This window comes from Pseudomonas sp. NPDC087346 (assembly GCF_044744235.1).
GTDB lineage: Bacteria > Pseudomonadota > Gammaproteobacteria > Pseudomonadales > Pseudomonadaceae > Aquipseudomonas.
On record NZ_JBIUXX010000064.1, the window covers coordinates 1 to 22397 of the forward strand.

Sequence of the window (22397 nt, forward strand, 5' to 3'; positions counted from 1 at the left end):
GCCTGTCACGCCGGGGGTCGCGGGTTCGAGTCCCGTCCGCTGCGCCATATTCGGTAACCTGGAACACTGAACGCCAGGTCACCACAGAAAGCCCGCCTAGTGCGGGCTTTTTGCTGTCCGGGATTCGGCTTTTGCCCGATTTGCTGAAGATTCTGTGGTGAGGGGATAAATCCCCTCACCACAGGTTAACTCTGCAGACCCTATTGAGCCGCGTTCTGGCTATGCCGGTAATCGCTCACCGCCTCATATACCGCTTTGCGCAAGCGGTTGATCCCGCCAATCGGCCTATGCGCCTCAATCCCGAACCACGGATTGAACGACAGGTTGTCGCATTGCAGATTCAGCGCCGGGGTGTCGAAGTCCTGAGGGGGCAGGGTGATCCGCGCCACAGTTTCAAACGCTGAATCCTGCTCACGCCACTCAATGCTGGTGTCCTCAATCGGCATGTACTTGTTCGCATCCTGCCGCTGAATCTGCAGCACAAAGCACGCAGGCACCCGATCGGTCGACAATTGCTGACTCAACGCGCTACGCAGGAAGTTCGGCAGATCACGGTTTTGCGGCGGCAAAGTGTAGGCCGGGCAATTGTCCGGATCAGGCATCACCCGAAACTTGGCATTGGCCTCACCGAATTTGTACGGCGACACCGAAAAGTAGGTGGTACGCGTCGGACTTTCCGGTGGTGGCGCCAGTGTCGCCAGTGCGATGAATAAGTGGCGGATCTCCCAGGTACGCGGATTCCAGCCCGGAAAAAACGCCATGATCTTTTTGCCGTCAGCCTGAGCCGCCACATTCTGACGATACTCGGCGACATCGCTGACAAAGAAGTTCGGGTGACTGAACATCACGAAATCCTGCTCGTTCTGTCCCTGGCGGTCGCTCAGTAGCGGCTGGCCGCGCACATCGAGCAATTTGATCGCCATGCCCCGGGCATCGCGGATGCTGTCGAACTGCGGGTAGGCGTTGCCATTGGACAGGCGGATCAGCGCCTGCCAGGTTTTGCCCGGCTCACTGAAAACCCCTTGGCGCAGCGACTGTGCCAGTTCCGGCAACACCTGAACCTCGGCTTTCACACAACCATGAGCCTTGGCATGAGCGTCCCGCAGGTAGCGAGTGCTTTCGCGGTGTTGATCGACGATGCGCACGGCAGTCTGGATCACGTCCTGAGTCATGGCCGCTTCGCCGGGCGGGATCTGCTCCAGCGCCGACACCGGCCCGCGATGCTGCCAGGCAAACCACGCCGTGGCCACGGCCCAGCCGATCAGGCCGATGACTGTCAGAAACAGAAAAATCCGCCCAATCAGACGACCGAGCCCCAGCCACAGTCGTGCGAACAACGATAATTCCTTTTTGAACGTGGGCATGATCATGGCAATTGCGCCTCCAACGGGCCGCCGAGCACTTTCAGGTATTCGAGCAACGCCCAGCGCTCCTCGGGCTGCAGCAGTCGGCCGATGACGCCTTTACCGCGTTCACCCGCGCGGAATTCATGACCGCTGTTGTGATTGCCAGTGATGCGCGTGTCGAACAGGAAGCCGTTGGTGAAGGCTTCGGTGCGATAACCGAGGTGGCGCGGGTCGTATTCGAAATTGCCCTTGTAGAACGTGCTGGCGCGTTCGTCCTGTGGCGAGAGCAATTGATAAAGGCTCGGCACTGAGCCGTTGTGCAGGAACGGCGGCGTCGCCCACACCCCGGCCAATGGCCGCGCCTTATAAGCGACCTTTTCGCGAACGCCGATCGGCAGGCCGAAACCATCAAGCTGTGCTTTTTCTTCGGGCGTAGTGATTCCGGCTTCGCGGTAGGCACGGTCTTCGACAAACGCGGTGACGTAAGCCAGGCCCTTGGCCACCGACAATTGACTCAGATCCAGCGGCTCCTTGGGTTTTGGATGCAGCTTGACGTCCATTTGCTCAAGCTCGGCGACATCCCATTGCAGCGCACTCACGTCGAAACGGTGATTGGCGATGTTTTCCGCAGCGCCGGGATCGGTGCCGATGACCTCCACGGGCAACATGTGCAAATGCTGCACCCAGCGCTCGCCTTCCTGTGTCTGGCGCGGGACATGGCAGCCCGCGCAATTCTCTGCGAACAGAACGCGTCCCTTGGCTGCCAGTGGTTTGTCGACAGCGCCGAGCAACTCTTCGGGCCATGCCGGGGCTTGCAGCTTTTGCAGGGTTTCTTCGATCTTGTACAAGTCACGTACACGCACGCTGGAGGCATATCGGTCTTTGCCTTGCAGTGGCTGTCCATCCGCGTCGAAGAAGTTCAGGGTGGCGCCAACGCCTAGCGCCTCGCCGATGTTGCGCGCCATTGGTTGCTGGGCCGAACCGTTCCACTGCACCCAGTCGAACGTCCACATGTCCCACAGTTGCGGGTAGTCCACCGGAGCATTGGCCACGCGATAGTTGGCGGGGGAAATCGCGTCGCCGAACGTCGCATTGGCAATCCGTCCGAACGCGTCAGCGCGGCCCGGGCCTTCTTCGGTGGGATAGAGGCCGCGATGGGTGTCGTTCCAGGCGACTTTCAGGAAGGTATCCAGTGAAACCTTGAAATCCTTGCGCAGTTGTTCTTGTCGCGCTTCGTAATCAGCACCGAGCACGTTGCGGGCGAAGCGCTCGAATTTCCATGGGTTGTAGTAAGTGGACGCGAGACTTGCCACCAATGCCTGTCCGAAACTGCCACCACGTAATGTAGGAACGCTGGAAGGCAACACATGCTGAGCCGAGCCGCCATCAATACGCACGGCCTGACCTTTGAAGCGCAGTTCACCGGTGTGGCAAGCCGCACAAGTTATGTCCAGATATTGCTCGGAACTGCCGGAATTCTGATGTCTGGCAAAACCGACCGGCAGATTTCCCGGATTGTTTGCCGATGTTTTTTGCTGCGGATCGACCAGAAAACCAAAGCGTGCGAGGTATTCCGGGGACGCGAATCGTTGTTCCGAGAACGGCAGTTCCAGCGCCTGGAACCACTCATAACGCAAACCTTTGACCTGCGTGCCCTGCGGGGTGAAGTAATAGATTTGCCGTTGCGCTTCGGTCCACTGGTTCAGGTAATGCACCTGTTGCACCGGGGTATAGAAGGGCAATTTCGGATTCGCGATGTAGTACAGAACCACCGCCAGGACGAGGCCCAGCAGCAAAAACATCAGAATCAGCACACGGAATAAGAGGCGCAAGATAAACATCCTTGTCGAATTGTTGCTCTGTTTATGCCTCAGTCGTGCGGGTGCGGCAAGTGGCCATTACGCCAAGTGTTGGGGAATGCTCATCGGTCCGTGTCGGGCCAAGATGACAGAAGCTTCATCGTGCCTTTGCTCAAATGGTTTTTAATCCATGAACTTATCGGAAGATTCCTGCTCTCATGCCGGTAGCCATTGGTCGTGGCGGCCTGATAAGCTCGCGGCTTTACTCGATTGCCCTTTCGGCGCATGAACAAGGATATAGCATGAAACAGCATCGGTTGGCGGCGGCGGTAGCCCTGGTTAGCCTGGTACTTGCGGGTTGTGATTCGCAGACCAGCGTAGAGCTGACAACCCCGGCGCAAAAAGCTTCCTACGGTATCGGCCTGAACATGGGCAAAAGCCTTGCTCAGGAAGGCATGGATGATCTGGACTCCAAAGCAGTAGCCCAGGGCATCGAAGATGCCGTCGGCAAGAAAGAACAGAAGCTGAAAGATGAAGACTTGGTTGAAGCCTTCGCCGCGCTGCAAAAGCGTGCTGAAGAGCGCATGGCCAAGATGAGCGAAGAGTCGGCATCTGCCGGCAAGAAATTCCTCGAAGAAAACGGCAAGAAAGCCGGCGTGACTACCACCGCTTCCGGTCTGCAGTACGAAGTGGTCAAGAAAGCCGACGGCCCACAGCCTAAGCCGACCGACGTAGTGACCGTTCACTACACCGGCAAGCTCACCAACGGCACCGTATTCGACAGCTCCGTCGAGCGCGGCAGCCCGATTGATCTGCCGGTTAGCGGCGTGATCCCGGGTTGGGTCGAAGGTCTGCAACTGATGCACGTTGGCGAGAAGTACAAGCTGTACATCCCTAGCGATCTGGCCTACGGCGCGCAGTCCCCAAGCCCGGCAATCCCAGCCAACTCGGTGCTGGTGTTCGACCTGGAACTGCTGGCCATCAAGGACCCAGCCAAAGAAGACGCTGCTGCCAAGTAAGCAACGTCCGCTTTGAAAACAACGCCTCGCTTATGCGGGGCGTTGTTGCATCCGGGCTTCGGTGGGGTTAAACAGAGCGAACCGAAGTCGGTCAGAGCAGTCATAGCCTTTGAGGCTGCCAGCGCTAGACGCCCTTGGCCGCCAAGTCAATGAAATATTGGGGTTTTTTATGTGAGTAAAAAACGCCCGATCTGAGCGCAGCCCTTATGAAACGGGGCTTTCAGCGCTGAAATGCAGCTCTGTTCACAAGGTTATCCACAATTTGTGTGGATAACATTTCAACGGGAAGAAAAGATGAAAGCTCCGTGGAATTTCGCTCGATTCCTGCCCCTGGCCGGACGACTGCTGGCTCGCGGGCGTCTGCCGACCTTGCTGTTCGCAGTCGCCAGCAAAGGTGCCGCGCAAGGCAATCGGCTGGGCAAGCTCAAAGATGATCTGCGCCTGTTGCAGGCGTTGTGCCTTGCGTACTGGCGTGGCGAGTATCGTGCGATCAGCCCCAAAGCAATGATTTCGGTGGTAGCGGGCCTGATGTATTTCCTCAGCCCGGTGGATGCGATTCCGGATTTCATCCCGGTTTTCGGCATGCTCGATGACATCGCCGTCCTCGCCTGGGTGATGAAAACCCTCGACGATGAACTCAGTGCTTTCAGACTCTGGCGCAACCGCCAGCAACCGGAAAAGCTCGCAGTCGTCGAGCGTCTGCCCGATACACCGGAACAACTGCAACTTCAGGGGCCAAAAAAGCCCTGATTCACACTGCGCGCATTCAGATTGATAGCCCCCGCGACCTTAGCCGCTGTTAGGATTACACTTCTAGGGAAAAGTGCCGACTCGCTAAGCGGTGTTGTCCTACGGGGTAGTCATGGATATTCAGATAATTGCACGCGATGGCGAACCCGAATATGCGGTTTTGCCATGGGCTCAGTATCAGGCTCTATTGAAAGCAGCAGGCATCAACGAAGCACCAGCGCGGCAGGCTCCAGCGCCGCTCGCGGCATCGCCGGACCCGATTCTTCCGGGCCTGGATCAACTACGCAATTTGCGCGAAGGGAAGGGCATCGCCATTGAGGCGCTCGCCCGCACGGTAGGCATCAGCCCGTCTTATCTGGCCATGATCGAAAGTGGCGAGCGTCAGCCCGACGCCGCGATTCGCCGCAGTCTGGCCTGGGAATTGACGGTGCCGGGTTGGAGGGACGAATCGTGAGCGTACGCATCAGTCGTCAACATTGGGACGGATTGCTGGGTGAGCTGGATCAGGCGCGCAGACAGCGTCATCTTTTAACCTATAGGGCCTTGCTCGAACGTTTGCAATTGCCGACGCCGGCGATGCAGACCCTGACCGCAGCACTTGAGCATCTGGCAGCACTCGATGCCAAGGCCGAACAGCCGTTGCGCAGTTCGCTGGTCATCAGTCAGGGCGCAAGCCGTTTACCACGCACCGGTTTTTTTGAATGTGTTGAACGTCTCGGGCGTTTCTCCGGGCCATCCGACGGCGTTGCGGCAGCCTCCTGGCATGCCTCGGAAGTGGTCAGGGTTTTTGAATACGAGTATCCGGAATCGGCGGAGGCCTGAGTGTTCTTAAAACTCAAGGCGCGAGCCAGTTATTGGTTGGCTCGCCGGTTGTTTCACTGGTCGTGGTTTGTCCGCCAGCCACGCGGCTGGCGCTGGCTCGAAGGCCAGTTTGCGCGCATGGCCAACCTCGGGGATGTAGGCGCGCAAAGCTTCTACGGGCACATCCTGACCTTTCGTGGTGTCGGTCTTGGAGCGCGGGAGGAAGGCGTACGTTTACTGCGGTTGGCAGCGCTGGCGGGTGATGGCAAAGCGGCTTATCAGGTCGGCGTTATCAGCCTGGCGGGTACGCCGAGCAAAGCTCCGGACGCTGCCGAAGCCGCGCGCTGGTGGAATATGGCCGCCAAGGCCGGGCATCCGCTGGCCGAACTCAAACTGAAAGAATTGAGCGCTCGCGGCTCCGCGTAATCAACCTGTTGTGGTCTGTTCGATAAACATGGCGTGAGGGAAACCTCACGCCATGTTTGCGTTTTGATTTACCCGTTTATTCCGTTGATGCGTTTACAGATTTTTCCTACGGCAATCGCTTACTTTCCTGACTTATTTTCTAGCTGATCCCCCGCAAAGTCCTCGCGCCTAAATTTCTGCGCGAGGGAACGTTCATGTTCGACCCGATATTTCATACCGCCCCGCATCCCGTCGTGCGCTGATGGACGCTTTCTCGCGTATCGAGCAGGAACTCGACAGCTTTCCCGACACCCTCAGCCTCTACCGCCAACAACTCAAACACTGGTTCAGCCAGAGCGCTGACCGCATCAGCCATGCAGCGGATTTGCCGTCGCTGATGGGCATGGAGCGGGTGATCGTTTTCGGCGACCGCAGCACTGCCGTCAGCAGTGGTGATGACAACTTCTTCTCCAGCGTCGTTCAGTGCCCTGCGGACAAGAAGATGGAGATCGAGAGCAAGTTCGAGTCGCTGTATGACATTCCGCTGGGTGACATCGTCGTCGATGTGGTGGCGATGGATGGGGGCGAGGTCACCCCTGTAACTCTCGATGCGCAAGGCAAAGGTTCATTCAGCGGCACACCCGGCAAGTTTTATCGGGTGCTGGTGCGCAGCGAGGTCACGCCGGAGCAGCTCGAAGAGCTTTTCACTTCCTACGATGGCCTGACCGGTCAACTGGATGGCTGGCTGCGCGGTGAGTGGCAGACGTTTAAACCGCAGTGGTCGCAGTCGGTGGCGACAGCGGCAGGCAATGGCATGTTCGCGGGCAGTTGGGCGGCGATTGAGGGCGTGTGGGACAGCATTGGATTGCTGTCGGAGATTCTTCAGGACCCCGGCAAGTTTGCCGAGCGCCTGGGGAGTGCCGCGAATGATCTGATCGAACTGGCGAAAACTGCGCCGCAGATGATGGAGAAACTCCAGCTGCTGGTCAGTGACGAAGCCGCGCTGTGTCTGCTGTTACGCAGTGCGAGTCTCTGGCTGGAGATGCTGCCGCCCAGTGAAATCGCTGGCAAAACGGCTGAAGCGGTATCGATGGTCGTTGTGCAGTTGCTGATCGACGTGCTGATCGGCGTTGTGCTGACGTTTGTCGGCGCTGGAGCTGGGGTTGCCTATCTGACGTTACGTCTGGCTGATCGCGGCGCGCAACTGCTGGCAGCGGTGAAACGGTTGGTGAAGGCGATGTTCGGCATCGTCAGTACCTTTATCGAGTACGTCGACCGCTACAAGACTGTCGCCGCGCGGGGCATTGCTGCCGGGGTGAAAAAAGGCCGGATGCAACTGCGCTGGGATGCCAAGCGCAATGCCGCGCTGAAGAAAAACCAACATCACGACGACTCGCCTGATCAGGCGAAGAATCCTAACGGTGACAGTGCCGACTGTGGGCCGCTGACCTGCACCAACGGTTGCCCGGTATCGATGGTCACCGGCGAGGAATTGCTGACCCTGACGGATGGCACACTGGATGGACGGCTGCCGTTCGACTTCACCCGCGTTTATCGAACCAGCGCTGTTGAACTGGATGTCGGACTGGGTTTCGGCTGGAGCCATTCGCTGGCGCATCGGCTGGAGTTTGATGGCGACGCGGTGGTTTGGGTCGATCACGAGAACCGCCGGACGCGGTTTCCGTTGCCGAGTGTTGAACGGCCGGCGATCCATAACAGCCTGTCGCGGGCGGCGATTTTTCTCGGGGATGAACCGGAGGAATTGATCCTCGCGCTGGCCGGGGACGAGTCGCGGTTTTATCACTTTCGGGTCGGTCGGCTGACGGCGATCAGTGATTCGTATTGCAATCGTCTGACGGTGTTTCGCGATCGGTCTGACAGGATTTCGCGCCTCGACAACGGTGCTGGTCGAGCGCTGTTGTTGCGTTACGACCGGACGCAGTTGGTTGCTGTCGACTACCAGCGGTTTGATCCGGCGCTGAACCTCGCCGAGCCCTGGGTGACCGAGCAGACGCTGGTCAGTTACCGCTACGACGCCCCGCGCCGGTTGATCGAAGCGACCAACGCGGCCGGAGAAAGCGAGCGTTACGACTACGACGACGCGCACGTCATCCTGCAACGGCAACTGGCCGGGGGTGCCAGTTTTTATTGGGAGTGGGAACGTTCCGGGATTTCGGCGCGATGCGTGCGGCATTGGGCATCGTTTTCGCAGATGGACACGCGGTATGTCTGGGATGACGCCGGCAGTGTCGCGGTGCATTACGTTGATGGCACCGAAGAGGTTTACGTTCACGACGACCGTGCGCGGCTGGTGCGCAAGGTCGAGGCCAATGGTGGCGAACATCTCAAGGCGTATGACGCTCAGGGGCGTTTGACGGCGGAGCAGGACGCGCTCGGTGCGGTCACTGAATACCGTTACGACGATGTCGGACGGCTGATCGCGCTGATTCCACCGGACGATGCGCCAACGTCCTACGAGTATCGCAACGGTTTCCTGCACAGCCGTACGCGTGGCGATGCGGTTTGGACTTACCGACGTAATGCTCAGGGCGATGTCACCGAAGCGGTCGATCCTGACGGTCAGGTCACGCATTACCACTACGACGCCCGTGGGCAGTTGCTGTCAATTCGTTATCCGGACACCAGCCGCCATGTGTTGCTGTGGAACGATCTTGGGCAGTTAGTTGAAGAAACCCTGCCTGACGGTGGTGTACGGCGCTTTTCCTACGATGCACTAGGGCGGCGGAGCACAACGCAGGACGAACATGGCGCGATTACTCGTCAGCAATGGGACGTGGTTGGCCGACTGGTTCAGACGACATTGCCTACGGGTGCCACACGCGCTTACAGCTACGGCGCTTACGGACAGGTCACCGCCGAGCGCGATGAGCTGGGGCATGTCACTCGTTATGAATATGACGACGATCTGCATCTGGTCAGTCGCCGGATCAACCCTGACGGCACGCGGGTGCATTACCGCTATGACCATGCGCAGCTGTTGCTCACGGAGATCGAGAATGAGTCCGGCGAGAAATATCGGCTGGACTACACGCCGAGCGGATTGATCCGACAGGAAACCGGCTTCGACGGACGCCGCACCGCGTACGCCTATGACCTCAATGGTCATCTGCTGGAGAAGAACGAGTTTGGTGATGACGGCTCGCGGCTGATCACCGGGTATGAGCGGGATTCAGCGGGGCGTCTGCTGATCAAAACGCTGCCGGACGGGATCAAGGTTGAATTTTGCTATGACCGTTTGGGACGGTTGATCGGTGTTGATGACGGCCAGGATCATCCGCTGGCCTTCGAGTACGACGTGCAGGATCGGCTGATCACCGAGCATCAGGGCTGGGGCACGTTGCGCTATGCCTACGACGTTTGCGGTCAGCTTCAGCGCATGCGTCTGCCGGACAACAGCAAGCTTGATTACCACTATGCCAAAGGTGGTGCGCTGACGGCGATTGATCTCAATGGCGCACAACTGACCTCGCACCAGTTCGAGTTTGGCCGTGAGCAGCAACGCCAACAGGGTTTGCTACACAGCCATTATCACTATGACGAACAGGGCCGCCTGCAAGCACATGCGGTGAATGATACTTCTCGGTCGTTGTACCTGCGCCATTACAGCTATGCGGTGAACGGTAACCTGGCGAGCATTGCTGACAGCCGCCATGGCCAGCGCAGTTATTACTACGACGCCATGGATCGGCTGATCCGCGTGCGACATTCGCGCGACGAACTGCCGGAGTCCTTCGCCCACGACCCGGCCGGCAACCTGCTGATGCAGGATCGCCCCGGGCCTTCGCAGATCAAAGGCAACCGCCTGCTGATGCAGGGTGATCGCCATTATGACTACGACGCCTTCGGCAATCTGATTCGCGAGCGACGGGGTACCGCGCACAAGCTTGTCACCGAATATCGCTACGACAGTCAGCATCGATTGATTGGTCTGACTCGACCCGATGGCCAGACTGCCAGTTATCGTTACGACGCTTTTGGCCGTCGTATCAGCAAGACCGTCGATGGCCAGACCACCGAGTTCTTCTGGCAAGGCGACCACCTCGTCGCCGAAAGCAGCCCGACGCAACACCGCAGCTTCGTCTACGAACCCGGTACCTTCCGCCCGTTGGCCCTGCTCGACGGCAAAGGCCCGAAGAAAGCCTGCCCGTTTTACTACCAACTCGATCACCTCGGTACGCCGCTGGAGTTGACCGATTACAGCGGCGAGATCGTCTGGTCAGCGCAGTACGACGCCTACGGCAAAGTTGCTGCGCTGACTTTGGCGGCGGACGATTATCTCGACCAGCCGCTGCGGTTTCAGGGGCAGTATTTCGATGCGGAAAGCGGGCTGCATTACAATCGGCATCGGTACTACGATCCGAGAGTTGGACGGTATCTGACGCCAGATCCGGTGAAGTTGGCGGGTGGACTGAACCAGTACCAGTACACGCCGAATCCGACGGGGTGGGTTGATCCGTTGGGGTTGAACTCCAACTGTCCGCCGCCGAATAAGCCGGGTTGTAAGGTGCGGGGTGGGGTTGGTGGGGCTAAGGTTGATGAGGGTGAGCCCGCGCTGCCGGCTACATTGCTCACTCCAAACGAGCAAGCGAAAAAAGAGCTTGTCAGACTAAACGATAGCCAGAAGATGCATATGGTTGGGAAGCATGACCCTGAAGTCTTAAACACTAAGTTCAAGAAAAGGGCAATTGACGGGACAGATCCTATCACTGGATTGACGCCGAAAAACTTAAGGGGTAATCCGAGCTCTAGGTTCTATAATTGGGAAATCATGTTGAAAGCGTACACTCTTGGAACAACTAGAGTTGAAAATGGACTTCCACGATTTACAGGAAAGGATTCTCAGCAGTCGGATATTGTAAGGATGAGACTCCCCGGTGCAGGCGAAGGTTACATTCCAAATCCTAAGTCCGTAGAAAACCCAAGGCTGATTGAAATGAACGGATTTGAAATGAAATTTGATAAAGTAACTGGCATTCCATTTACGTTATATCCGATTAAGTAGGTATTTATAATGTTTATTGATATAGATGATGGCCAACTGTTCAGCCCTTCACCTGCATTTTTCTTGGGAGGGATTGATATCTATGATCGCGAGGAAACTCTTGGGGTAGAGTTAGAAAAGCTTGATCCTAATAATGCGTGTGATAGGGAAGTGATAATACTGAAATATTGTTTGCCTACGTATAAAACCTATCGTCATAAATTTTACATATATAAAAGCCTCAAAGATGCCCTCGCTGATCAGAGTTATGATTTCGCATCTCTCTTGAAGTACGATCCTGAAGCTTACTCATCTTTTCCCTATGGATGGGATGAGATGGATGACGTAAGAGCTTTTTTTGAAGATATTTTTCGACTCGCTGGTATTGTTTGGAAATATGATCTCGAAAGAGCCTCCGCAGAAGATCAGGACGCTTGGTAGCTATTGCAGAGTAGTATAGAGATTGTCCAGAGGTTGAAAAATTGCAATCTCCGGCTGTTTCTAGGGCGCGTAATAAATTTACTGTAGCTGTTAGATTTTTGATATCAACGGTGGCCACAGATCTGGGTTTCGTACGCACGCATATGCACGAGGCTATCAATCACATGCACGCTATACCCCGGAATATTCTTCGCATGATGCTTCGCCTGCGAAGCCATTTCCGCTAGCTGACTCGCATCCAGTTCTGCGCATGCCTCGGGGTGCAAATGTACGACACCGATGGACAGTGACAACAACGGAAACTCCTGCCGCACACCCTGGCGGTTCGGCGCGATAAAGCAGCCAGCCTCGAGGTGTTCGGGGCGGTAGAAGCGGCGGCATTGGCTTTGGAAGTCGTCGAGCAGTTGGTTCAGGCGTTTGCGCCACTCTTCCGGGCCGAGGACCAGCAGGAAGTCGTCGCCACCGATGTGGCCGACGAAGTCGCGGGAAGGGTCGACGCGTTCGTTCAGACATTGCGCCAGGCAGAGTAGGACTTCGTCCCCGCGACCGTAGCCGTAGATGTCGTTGAAGGGTTTGAAGCTGTCGATGTCGACGTAGCAGATCACTGACTCCCGAGCTTGTTGCAGCAACCGGGTCAGGCATTGCTGGATGGGCACGTTGCCGGGCAGCAGGGTCAGCGGATTGGCGTAGCGGGCCTGCTGGATTTTCAGTTCGGTAATCAGTTTCAGTATGTCGATCACCCGGCCGAGGCCGAGGTAGCCGCCGTTGAGGGTGATGATGAAATCTTCTTCGATGCGTTGCCGGGCGCGGCTGGTGATCAGGCGGCTGACCTGTTGCAGTGACTGGCTCATTTCCACGGCGAGGAAGTCGTCGTTCATCAAGCGGCTGATCGGTTTGCGGGCGAACAGGTCGGTGGCAAAGGGTTTAAGCAGCGCGTCGGACAACGAGTGCCGATGGACGATGCCGCATGGTTGGCCTTGTTCGTCGAGCACCGCCAGCGAGTTGAGGTTGGCCTGACGGCGGAAGGCCTCCAGTACGGTGGCGGTCGGGGTATCACGGGGCACGGCGGGTTGATCGTTGAGCAGGGCGCTGAGGTCGCTGCCTTCGTCATTCAGCGCCACGGCGCTGGTGTCGTGTTTCGGCATCATTGCTCGCGCATCACGCGGCGGATGTTCCTGCGGTCGGCCCAGCAGATAACCCTGTACCAGATCGACGCCCATCTCGGTCAGCACCGCCAGTTCCTCGGGCAGTTCGATGCCTTCGGCGATGACCTGCGCCCGGGAGGCCTTGGCGATTTGCAGGATCGATCCGACGAACTCACGCTTGAGGGCATCCTGATGAATGCCGTCGATGAAATGCCGGTCGATCTTCACGTAATCCGGTCGCAGCTCCGACCACAGGCGCAGGCTCGAATAGCCGGCGCCAAGATCATCCAGTGCGATGGAAAAACCCATCGCCCGATAGTGATGCAGTGCGGTTTGCAGCAACTGAAAATCATCGATAGGCGTCTGCTCGGTCAGTTCGATTACCACCTGGCTTGGCGGAATACCGAAATCCTGTAGCAGTTGCAGCGTGCGTCCCGGTTGGTGCGCGGCTTCAAGCAGGGACTCAGGCGAGACGTTGAGAAACAGTTTGCCCGGCAGTTGCTGTTCGTTGAAACGGCGGCAAGCGCTCTGACGGCAGGCGATCTCAAGTTCGCTCAGGCGCCCGGCCTGACGCGCCACAGCGAACAGTGCGATAGGCGAGTGCAGCGGGCTGTTGGACGGGCCGCGAGTCAGGGCTTCATAGCCGAGTATGCGTCGTTCAGAAAGACAAATGATCGGCTGAAACAGGCTGTGTAAACCGCTTTGAGTCAGGATCGAGCTCAAAGCACTCAGCTGTTCGGTCGTGGTCATGGCAATCTCTGGCGATAAAAAAAGGACTGGGAGCGCTCTTTTTCAAGAGAGGCTCCCAGTCCTTTATTGCACGACAGAATGATGACTGTTTGATGACGATCCGGGGATCGTCAGCATTAAATTGCCATCACCTTACTTCTTTGCCACCTGATTGCTCAGCTTCAGGTAATCCAGCAGAACGCGCCCGGTTTCGCTCAGGTAGGCATCGTCTTCTGGTTTGACCTTGTCCGGCTCGGCGGCCGCGAGGGCGTCGTCATCTTCTTTCTTCAGCTCTTTGAGCGGCTCTTCGCCTTTGGCTTTGCGACGGATGTTCTCCATCACCAGTTGCTTGGCGTCGATGTCGGCGTGCTGGGCACGACGGTCGGCTTCATTGAGGCTGACGGTTTTTTCTTCCATCAGTTTTTGCGCCAGCGCCAGCTTGTCGCGGATGAACACGAACTCGGCATCCTTGGCGGTGCGAGTGTCATGCTCGGACTTGAGCTGAGCCAGATACGGTTTGAACGGATCTGCTGCCGGCTTGATCGCAGCCTTGATGGTGTCCCAAGGCATGGCTTCCGGCAGAGCGCTCTCGCCGATTTCCTTGGTGTCGATCAGCGACGGATAGTCGATGTCCGGCAGTACGCCCTGATGCTGGGTGCTCTGGCCGGATACCCGGTAGAACTTGGCCAGGGTCAGTTTCAGTTCGCCATGGTTCAGCGGCTGAATGGTCTGCACGGTGCCTTTACCGAAGGTCTGGCCACCGATGATCAGCGCACGGTGATAGTCCTGCATGGCGCCGGCGAAAATCTCCGAAGCCGAAGCGGACAAGCGGTTGACCAGCAGCGCCATCGGGCCTTTGTAGAACGCACCCGGGTTTTCATCTTCAAGCACGTCAACGCGACCATCGGCGTTACGCACGAGTACGGTCGGGCCCTTGTCGATGAACAGGCTGGTCAGCTCGGTCGCTTCCTGCAGGGAACCGCCGCCGTTGTTGCGCAGGTCGATGACCACGCCGTCGACTTTTTCTTTCTGCAGCTCGGTCAGGAGTTTCTTGACGTCGCGAGTGGTGCTCTTGTAGTCCGGATCGCCGGCACGGAATGCCTTGAAGTCGAGGTAGAAGGCCGGGATCTCGATCACGCCGAGCTTGTAGTCCTTGCCGTCCTGTTTCAGGTTGAGAATGGACTTCTTCACGGCCTGGTCTTCGAGCTTCACCGCTTCACGGGTGATCGACACGATTTTGCTGGTCTGGTCGTTCGGCGCATTGCTGGCCGGGATCACTTCCAGACGCACCACGGTGCCTTTCGGGCCGCGGATCAGTTTGACCACTTCGTCCAGACGCCAGCCGACCACGTCGACCATCTCTTTGTTGGCCTGGGCCACGCCGATGATCTTGTCGGCCGGTGCAACCTGTTTGGTCTTGTCGGCCGGGCCGGCAGGCACCAGACGCACGACTTTGACCTGGTCGTTGTCGCTCTGCAACACGGCGCCGATGCCCTCGAGGGACAGGCTCATGTTGATGTCGAAGTTTTCCGCGTTATCCGGCGACAGATAGTTGGTGTGCGGATCGTAAGACATGGCGAAGGTGTTGATGTAAGCCTGGAAGATATCTTCCGGACGGGTCTGATCCAGACGCGACAATTGATTCTTGTAGCGCTTGGTCAGGGTTTCCTGAATCTGCTTCGGCTCTTTGCCGGCGATCTTCATCCGCAGCACTTCGTCCTTGACGCGTTTGCGCCACAGGTCATCCAGTTGTGCGGTGGAGGTCAGCCAAGGGGCGTCCTTGCGATCGATCAGCAAGGTCTCCTTGGTGGTGAAGTCCATCTTGTCGACGCCTTTGTTCAGCTCGGCAATGGCGAAGTCCAGACGCGATTTGACGCGATCCAGATAGCGCTTGTAGATGGTGAAGCCGGCGTTGAGGTCGCCGCTCTTGAGGAAGTCGTCGAACTGCGTCTTCCACTTGTCGAACTCGGCGATGTCGCTGGCCATGAAATAGCTGCGCGACGGATCCAGCAGCTTGATGTAGCTGTCGTAGATGATCACCGAGCGCGCATCGTCGAGCGGCGGCTTGCTGTAGTGGTGACGCTTGAGCAACTCGACGACGTTGAGACTGGCGATCACTTCATCGCGATCAGGCTGCAAGTTGTCCCAGCTGTTGGCTGCGAATGAACTGCCCGATACCGGCAACAGGCCGATACCGATGAAAAGAGCGAGGGCGGTGCTTGGGAGCAAATGCTTCATGCTGATTCGACGCGGGGACAATTGATAACGCATATTAGGCCGTCTTTGAAGTCGCCGGATCTACGAGAGCCGGTCGCATAATGCAAAAAGCCCGGCGCTACAGCTTCGGGCTCAGTCCAGACTCACTATGGAGGCACTGTGAAGGCATTGCAAGGCGTTGAAGGTCAAGTGGCATGGGTTGAAGAGCCGAGTCCTACGTGTGATGTAGGACAAGTTCGCATTCGAGTGTCGGCAGCCGGACTCAATCGCGCCGATTTATTACAGAAGGCAGGTCTTTATCCACCGCCGCCAGGGGCGAGTCAGGTGCTCGGTCTTGAGTGCTCCGGGGTCATCAGCGAGGTCGGCGCCGGGTCTTCCTGGCAGGTCGGTGACCGCGTCTGCGCCTTGCTGGCCGGGGGCGGGATGGCTGAAGAGGTGGTCGTCGACGGACGGCACGTGCTGCCGGTTCCCGAAGGTGTGTCGCTGATCGAGGCCGCAGCATTACCCGAGGTTTATGCAACGGTCTGGCTGAATGTGTTTCAGCTGGCTGCGCTCAAACCGGGTGAGAAAGTTCTCTTGCACGCCGGAGCAAGTGGAATTGGTTCAGCCGCTATTCAGCTGTGCAAGGCATTTGGCAACCCGTGCTGGGTCAGCGTCGGCTCCGCTGAGCGTTTGGCTTACTGTGAAGCGCTGGGAGCCCAGGGCGGCGTAGTGCGTACCGATGATCTGGAGGGCCTGCGCGATTTCGGCCCGTTCGATGTGATCCTCGATCCGGTCGGCGGCAATTATTCGGCGCTGAATCTGAAGTTGATGGCGCTGGACGGCCGTTGGGTGTTGATCGGTTTGATGGGCGGTCGCGAAGCGAAACTGGACCTGGCGCAGGTATTGGCCAAGCGGGTGCAGTTGCTGGGTTCGACGTTGCGCAGTCGTGATGATCAATTCAAGGCTGATCTGCTGAGTGATCTGGGCCAGCATGTATGGCCGCTGTTTGCTGAAGGGCGACTGCGCCCGCAACTGGCGAAGAGCTTCCCGGTAAAGGATGCCGAGGCGGCGTTTGCCGAACTGGCGAGTAATACCGTTTCGGGGAAAGTGGTGTTGGTGATTGACGAAAGCCTGAGCTGACAGCATTGAAACCCTGTAGGAGTGAGCCTGCTCGCGATTGCGTCTATTCAGTCAACATCAATGCTGATTGATAAACCGCTATCGCGAGCAGGCTCACTCCTACATTAAATCTTTGTCACTTCCAGAGATGGATCGGCCAGCCGGCCTTTTCGGCGTGCTCGAGCAGCACTGGGTCCGGGTTCACCACATGCGGGAAATCGACCTTCAGCAGCAACGGCAGATCATTGCGTGAGTCGGAATAAAAACTCGCGCCTTCCAGATTTTCTTCCTCAGCATCCAGCCATTCCAGCAACCGGGTGATCTTGCCTTCGCGATAGGTCAAGGTACCGACGGTGTGCCCGCTGTAAACGCCATGCGCGACTTCCAGTTCGATCCCCAGAATCTCGTCGATACCCAGTCGGTCGGCAATCGGTCGGACCAGGTGCGTGCCCGAGGCGGAGATCACCAAAATCCGGTCACCCGCCTTGCGATGAGCGGCGATGGTTTTGGTCGCATCGCTGAAGATGATCGGCTCGATGAAATCTTCCACCCACGGGCCGACCAGGTGATCGACTTCTTCCGGCGTGCGACCGATCAACGGCTCCAGGCTGAAGTCCATGTACTCTTCCATGCGCAATTTGCCATGGCTGTAGGCGTCCATCAGTTCGTTGTTCTTGCGCATGAACGACTCGGGGTCGACCCAGCCCAGGCGCCCCATCTGCTCGCTCCAGAGGGTGGCGCAGTCGCCGTGGATCAGGGTTTCGTCCAGATCAAAAATTGCCAGGGCCATCAGTACGATTCTCTCTTCAACGTCAGCAAAGTCATCAGGCTACCTCACACAGGGCCGTCGGATCGATGGAAAGTGCAAGACGTCGGCCGTCCGGGTGCAGGTCTGCCGCAGAGCGGTTGAGCACGTCCACCACCAATTCCACACCGCGTGCTTCGACCCGATAACGGATCACGTTACCCAGCAGGCTATGGCTGCGGATTTGTGCATCGAGTTCGCCGTTGAGGCTCAGTTCGATGGCTTCCGGACGGATCGCGATGCGGTGGTTGATCGGCCGTTGCAACAGTTTCGAGGCGCTGTCGGCGTCGAGCAGGTTGTAGTTGCCGATGAACCCGGCGGCAAAGACATCGACCGGCGCGGTGTACAGGGTTTCGGCGTCGCCGCTTTGTACGATTTTTCCCTGATTCATCAAGAAAATGCGATCTGACATGGTCAGCGCTTCTTCCTGATCGTGTGTGACGAAGATCGTGGTCAGGCCGAGTTCGCGCTGGATCTGCCGGATCTGTTCGCGCAGGTGTTTGCGAATCCGTGCATCCAGTGCCGACAGTGGTTCGTCCAGCAGCAACAGGCGAGGTCGAGTCACCAGCGAGCGGGCGAGGGCCACACGCTGGCACTGACCACCGGAGAGCTGATGCGGATAACGGCTGGCGAAGTCGTTCAGTTCAACCAGTTTCAACACTTCGGCGACGCGTTTGTGGCTGTCGTCGGCGTTGACCTTTTGCATGCGCAGGCCGAACGCGACGTTCTGCTCGACGGTCATGTTGGGGAACAGCGCATAGCTCTGAAATACCATGCCGATCCCGCGCTTTTGCGGGGTCAATGGCACGATATCGACGCCATCAAGCAGGATCTTGCCGCCATCGACCGCCGTCAGGCCGGCGATGCAACGCAGCAGCGTGGACTTGCCGCAACCGGAGGGGCCGAGAAGGGTGACGAATTCACCCTTCTGGATTTCGCAGTCGATATCGCTGAACACCGCGGTACCGGCGTAGCTTTTTTGCAGGTGTTGGACGCTGACATAGCTCATTCGCTTTTGTCCTTGTTCAAGATGTTGGCGACCCAGGTCAGGACCAGCACGAAGAGGAAATAGGAGATCACCAGTGCACTGGTGAAGTGACCGCTGCTGTTACGCATGTTGTTCAGATAAACCTGCAACGTTTCGTAGCGGGTGCCGACGAGAATGTTGGCGAATACGAATTCGCCGAACAGAAACGAGAACGACAGCAGCAATGCGACCATCAGGCCTTTGCGCAGATTCGGCAGCACCACCAGGATCGCCGCCTGAAAGGTACTGGCGCCGAGCAGTTGGGCGGCGTCCATCAGGTCTCGCAAGTTGATCGCTTGCAGGTTGTTGGTGATCGCCCGGTACATGAACGGCAGCGCCACGGTGAAGTAGCATCCGATCAGAATCCACGGCGTGCCGACCATCGCCATAGGCCCGGAACCATAGAGCTGCAACAGTCCTACCGACGACACCACTGGCGGCACCGCGAACGGCAGCAGGATCAGGATGTTCATCAGCGCATCGAGTTTCGGAAAGTGGTAATGCACCACGAACAGCAGTGGCAGGATCAACACCACCGACAGAATCAGTGCACCGACGCAGACCAGCAGCGACTGACCGAAGGCGTGCAGGAAGCGTGGATCGCTCCACAACTGGATGTACCACTTGAAGGTGAAACCGCTGGGCAGGATGGTCGCCGACCAACTGCTGGCAATCGAGTACACCAGCGTGCCCGCTAGCGGCAGCAGCAGGATGGCGAACAGCAGGTAGACCACGACGCGGTGGTAGATGCCGGCCGGGCCGGATTCAGCGCGAGACATGGTAGCTCCTCTTCAACAGCAGTTGATGCACGACGGTCACGATGGTCATCAACGCCACCAGCACCACGGCCAGCGCACTGGCCATGTTCGGATCAAGCGAAATGTCCCCGGAAACCATTGCCGCAATGCGGATCGGCAGCACGTTGAAGTTGCCGGTGGTCAGCGCGTACACCGTGGCGTAAGCGCCGAGGGCGTTGGCCAGGAGGATCACGAAGGTGCCGAGCAGTGCCGGAGTCAGCACCGGCAGACCGATGTGGCGCCAGAACTGCCAGCCGTTGGCGCCGAGCAGTGCAGCGGACTCGCGCCAGTCTTCGCGCAGGGCGTCGAATGCCGGGTAGAGCAGCAGCACGCCGAGCGGAATCTGGAAGTAGGTGTAGAGAATGATCAGCCCGGTTTTCGAGTACAGGTTGAAGTCCTGAATGATCCCGGCCTGCTTGAGCATGATGGTGAAGCTGCCGTTGAACCCGAGCAAAATGATGAACGCGAAGGCCAATGGCACACCGGCAAAGTTGCTGGTCATGTTGGCGAAGGCGTTGACGAAATTGCGCAACTTCGAGTCGACCCGGCGCAGCGAATACGCGCCCAGCACCGCGATGATGATGCCGAACACGCTGGACCAGAAGCTGATCTCGAGGCTGTACTGGATCGCCTGCAGATAGAACTTCGAACTGAAGATCTTGCTGAAGTTGGCAACGCCCCAACCGAACTCTTCCGATTGCAGGCTGTTGATCATCACCCAGACCAGCGGGGCGATTTCGAACACGATAAAGAACAGCGCGAAGGGCACCAGGCACAGGGCTGCCAGCCATTTACCACGAATCATCGAGTTCACTTGAGCAGCTCCCGGCACACAGGTTTGTCGTGGGGTACGCCGAGCAGTTCACAGACCGTGCCGCAGATTTCGGTCTGTTTGGGAACCGCGCCATTGTTCAGGCTGAAGGCATCGCCGAGAACGAACAGCGGCACCTGGCGTTCTTCCGGCAGCAGGCCGTTGTGCGAGCGGTCGTTGTTCATGCCGTGGTCGGCGGTCACCAAGACCTGATAGCCGGCGTCGAGCCACGTTTGCAGATAGTCGGCGAGGATGATGTCCGCCGAGCGGGCGCTGTTGCGGTACTGCGGGGTGTCGAAGCCGTGCTTGTGCCCGGCGTCGTCGATGTTCATCGGGTGGATCAATAGAAAGTTCGGTGCATGGCGCAGGCGCAGGTTTTCGGCGTCGGCGAACAAGTGCGAGTCCGGGTAATGGTCGTTCCAGTAGAAATGCCCGTGCTGAATCGGCAGCGTTGCATCGTCAGTATGGCGGTCACGCGCAGCCACGAACGGCGAACGGTTATACAACTCGCTGACCCAGTGATAGGCCGCCGCCGCGGTTTTCAGGCCGGCATCACGCGCGTAGTGGTAGATGCTGCGCTGATTGGACAGGCGTGAAACGTTGTTGTGGACGATGCCGCTGTCGATGGGCGGCACGCCGGTCAGGATGCATTCGTAAAGCGGTCGGGACAGGGCCGGCAACTCGCACTCCAATTGATAGAGCGCGGCGCGTCCTGCGCCAACATAAGCCTGCAGATGCCCCATGGCGTGGCGCGCGACCTCGTAGTTGAGACCGTCGAGCACGACAAGGATGACGTTGTGCTTCATAGGGGCAAAAACTCCGCGAAACAGAAAATTCAACCGAGATCCCTTGTAGGAGTGAGCCTGCTCGCGATGACGCCGGGTCAGTCAACAGTGTTGTTGAATGTTCGACCGCTATCGCGAGCAGGCTCACTCCTACAGGGATTTGTTGCAGATCACGCAGAGGTGATCTGTAGCTTTATTTCATCTCTACGATGACTTCTTCGTTCCACTTCTGTGGCAGAGCCTTGGAAGTCTTCTCCCACGCATCGGCGTCTTTGATCGGCGTGACCTTTTTGTACTGCTCGTTCGGCAGCAGTTTGGCTTTCACGTCTTCTGGCAGTTGCAGATGCTCGGCGCGGATCGGGCGGGCGTTGCCGCGAGCGAGGTTGGTCTGGCCGGCGTCGCTGAAGATGTATTCGCGGGTCAGCTTGGCGGCGTTCGGGTTTTTCGCGTACTTGTTGATGATGGTGGTGTAGCCGGAAATCACCGAACCGTCGGACGGGATCAGCACCACATAGTCATCCGGGTTTGCCATCTTGGCCTTGTAGCTCAGGCCGTTGAAGTCCCAGACCACGCCGACTTCGATCTCGCCTTTTTCCATGGTGGCGATGGTCGGGTTGGCCATCGACAGACGTCCCTGTTTGGCGATGTCTGCGAACAGCAGCAGGGCTGGCTGGATGTTTTTCTCGTCGCCACCGTTGGCCAGTGCCGCAGCGAGTACGCCGTTGGCAGCTTGTGCAGCGGTGCTCACGTCACCAATCGAAACCTTGTATTTGCCGCCCTTCAGATCAGCCCATTTGGTGGGTACTTCCGAACCGTGCAGCAGCTTCTTGTTGACGATGAACGCGATGGTGCCGGTGTAGGCCAGCGCCCAGTTGCCGTCCTTGTCCTTGGCCCACGCCGGGACCTGATCCCAAGTGCTTGGCTTGTACGGTTGCACCACGCCTTGCTTGACCGCAATCGGGCCGAAAGCTGCACCGACGTCGCCGATGTCGGCGCTGGCATTGTCTTTTTCGGCGGCGAACTTGGCGATTTCCTGAGCCGAGCTCATGTCGGTGTCGATGTGTTTCAGGCCATAGGTCTTGGCCAGGTCTTCCCAGGTGCCTTTCCAGTTGGCCCAGTCATCGGGCATGCCGACGCTGTTGACGGCACCTTCCGCTTTCGCAGCGGCTTCCAGGGTTTTCAAATCGGTATCCGCAGCCATGGCGGCGGTGCACATAGCGATGGTCGAGCCTAACAGTGATGCCAGGAAAAGCTGTTTCATTCCGAAGCTCCTTGGGTCGTGTTCTACGCTGCGATTGCGGTTGTGTTGGTCTAGGTCAGCAATACCTGAGCCAATTTAAGGGTGCTGGATGACACTTTGATGTCGGTGACCCTGCGCCAGACCGGTTTTTTGCCTGTTATCGGCGAGTGCCAGCTA

At 57.9% G+C, this 22397-nt stretch carries 18 protein-coding genes; 8 read left to right on the forward strand and 10 right to left on the reverse strand.

The genetic code is table 11. The annotated features are described in order from the left end of the window. Positions 1-200: 200 nt before the first annotated feature. On the reverse strand, positions 201-1337 hold the full coding sequence (locus ACIOZM_RS26505) for a catalase family protein (protein WP_401219319.1): 1137 nt from the start codon (positions 1335-1337) through the stop codon (positions 201-203). A 29-nt stretch (positions 1338-1366) separates the two neighbouring features. Further along, a complete protein-coding gene (locus ACIOZM_RS26510; protein ID WP_401219321.1) occupies positions 1367-3178 on the reverse strand; it encodes a di-heme-cytochrome C peroxidase in 1812 nt (603 codons plus the stop codon). Positions 3179-3447: 269 nt separating this feature from the next. Here ACIOZM_RS26510 and ACIOZM_RS26515 point away from each other — a divergent pair, with 269 nt between their 5' ends. The 7 genes from ACIOZM_RS26515 (at position 3448) to ACIOZM_RS26545 (ending at position 11563) form a co-directional block, all read left to right on the forward strand. Next, positions 3448-4164 (forward strand): FKBP-type peptidyl-prolyl cis-trans isomerase, encoded by a 717-nt coding sequence (locus ACIOZM_RS26515; RefSeq protein WP_401219324.1) that lies wholly within the window; start codon positions 3448-3450, stop codon positions 4162-4164. A gap of 294 nt (positions 4165-4458) precedes the next feature. After that, on the forward strand, positions 4459-4914 hold the full coding sequence (locus tag ACIOZM_RS26520) for a YkvA family protein (protein ID WP_401219325.1): 456 nt from the start codon (positions 4459-4461) through the stop codon (positions 4912-4914). 112 nt (positions 4915-5026) lie between these two features. Then, positions 5027-5368: a multiprotein-bridging factor 1 family protein gene (locus ACIOZM_RS26525; protein ID WP_401219328.1), complete on the forward strand. Its 342-nt coding sequence runs from the start codon at positions 5027-5029 to the stop codon at positions 5366-5368. After that, positions 5365-5736 carry a hypothetical protein gene (locus ACIOZM_RS26530; RefSeq protein ID WP_003223109.1) on the forward strand — a complete coding sequence of 124 codons (372 nt, stop codon included), beginning with the start codon at positions 5365-5367 and terminating at the stop codon, positions 5734-5736. The genes ACIOZM_RS26525 and ACIOZM_RS26530 overlap by 4 nt, the downstream gene beginning before the upstream one ends. Beyond that, on the forward strand, positions 5737-6141 hold the full coding sequence (locus ACIOZM_RS26535) for a sel1 repeat family protein (RefSeq protein ID WP_401219330.1): 405 nt from the start codon (positions 5737-5739) through the stop codon (positions 6139-6141). A gap of 241 nt (positions 6142-6382) precedes the next feature. Beyond that, the gene (locus tag ACIOZM_RS26540; protein WP_401219332.1) at positions 6383-11143 is read left to right on the forward strand and encodes an RHS repeat-associated core domain-containing protein; all 4761 of its coding nucleotides are present in this window, start codon (positions 6383-6385) and stop codon (positions 11141-11143) included. A gap of 9 nt (positions 11144-11152) precedes the next feature. Further along, positions 11153-11563 carry a hypothetical protein gene (locus ACIOZM_RS26545; protein ID WP_401219334.1) on the forward strand — a complete coding sequence of 137 codons (411 nt, stop codon included), beginning with the start codon at positions 11153-11155 and terminating at the stop codon, positions 11561-11563. Positions 11564-11667: 104 nt separating this feature from the next. Here ACIOZM_RS26545 and ACIOZM_RS26550 read toward each other — a convergent pair whose 3' ends face one another. Beyond that, the gene (locus ACIOZM_RS26550; RefSeq protein ID WP_401219336.1) at positions 11668-13458 is read right to left on the reverse strand and encodes a bifunctional diguanylate cyclase/phosphodiesterase; all 1791 of its coding nucleotides are present in this window, start codon (positions 13456-13458) and stop codon (positions 11668-11670) included. 132 nt (positions 13459-13590) lie between these two features. Next, the gene (locus tag ACIOZM_RS26555; RefSeq protein WP_401219338.1) at positions 13591-15675 is read right to left on the reverse strand and encodes a carboxy terminal-processing peptidase; all 2085 of its coding nucleotides are present in this window, start codon (positions 15673-15675) and stop codon (positions 13591-13593) included. Positions 15676-15813: 138 nt separating this feature from the next. Between ACIOZM_RS26555 and ACIOZM_RS26560 the strand changes: the two genes are divergently transcribed. Further along, positions 15814-16776: a zinc-binding dehydrogenase gene (locus ACIOZM_RS26560; protein ID WP_401219340.1), complete on the forward strand. Its 963-nt coding sequence runs from the start codon at positions 15814-15816 to the stop codon at positions 16774-16776. Between the two features lie 115 nt (positions 16777-16891). Here the strand turns inward: ACIOZM_RS26560 and ACIOZM_RS26565 are convergent, their stop codons facing one another. The 6 genes from ACIOZM_RS26565 to ACIOZM_RS26590 all read right to left on the reverse strand — a co-directional run bounded on the left by ACIOZM_RS26565 (position 16892) and on the right by ACIOZM_RS26590 (position 22241). Beyond that, the gene (locus ACIOZM_RS26565) at positions 16892-17545 is read right to left on the reverse strand and encodes an HAD family hydrolase (protein ID WP_401219342.1); all 654 of its coding nucleotides are present in this window, start codon (positions 17543-17545) and stop codon (positions 16892-16894) included. Positions 17546-17579: 34 nt separating this feature from the next. After that, a complete protein-coding gene (locus ACIOZM_RS26570; protein ID WP_401219344.1) occupies positions 17580-18569 on the reverse strand; it encodes an ABC transporter ATP-binding protein in 990 nt (329 codons plus the stop codon). Beyond that, positions 18566-19366: an ABC transporter permease gene (locus ACIOZM_RS26575; RefSeq protein ID WP_401219347.1), complete on the reverse strand. Its 801-nt coding sequence runs from the start codon at positions 19364-19366 to the stop codon at positions 18566-18568. Before ACIOZM_RS26575 ends, ACIOZM_RS26570 begins: the two co-directional genes overlap by 4 nt. Continuing rightward, entirely contained in the window at positions 19353-20189 is an 837-nt protein-coding gene (locus tag ACIOZM_RS26580) for an ABC transporter permease (protein WP_401219363.1), read from the reverse strand. Before ACIOZM_RS26580 ends, ACIOZM_RS26575 begins: the two co-directional genes overlap by 14 nt. Positions 20190-20194: 5 nt before the next feature. Further along, positions 20195-21001 carry an alkaline phosphatase family protein gene (locus ACIOZM_RS26585; protein WP_401219349.1) on the reverse strand — a complete coding sequence of 269 codons (807 nt, stop codon included), beginning with the start codon at positions 20999-21001 and terminating at the stop codon, positions 20195-20197. Positions 21002-21173: 172 nt separating this feature from the next. After that, positions 21174-22241: an ABC transporter substrate-binding protein gene (locus ACIOZM_RS26590; RefSeq protein ID WP_401219352.1), complete on the reverse strand. Its 1068-nt coding sequence runs from the start codon at positions 22239-22241 to the stop codon at positions 21174-21176. Between the last annotated feature and the right edge of the window lie 156 nt (positions 22242-22397).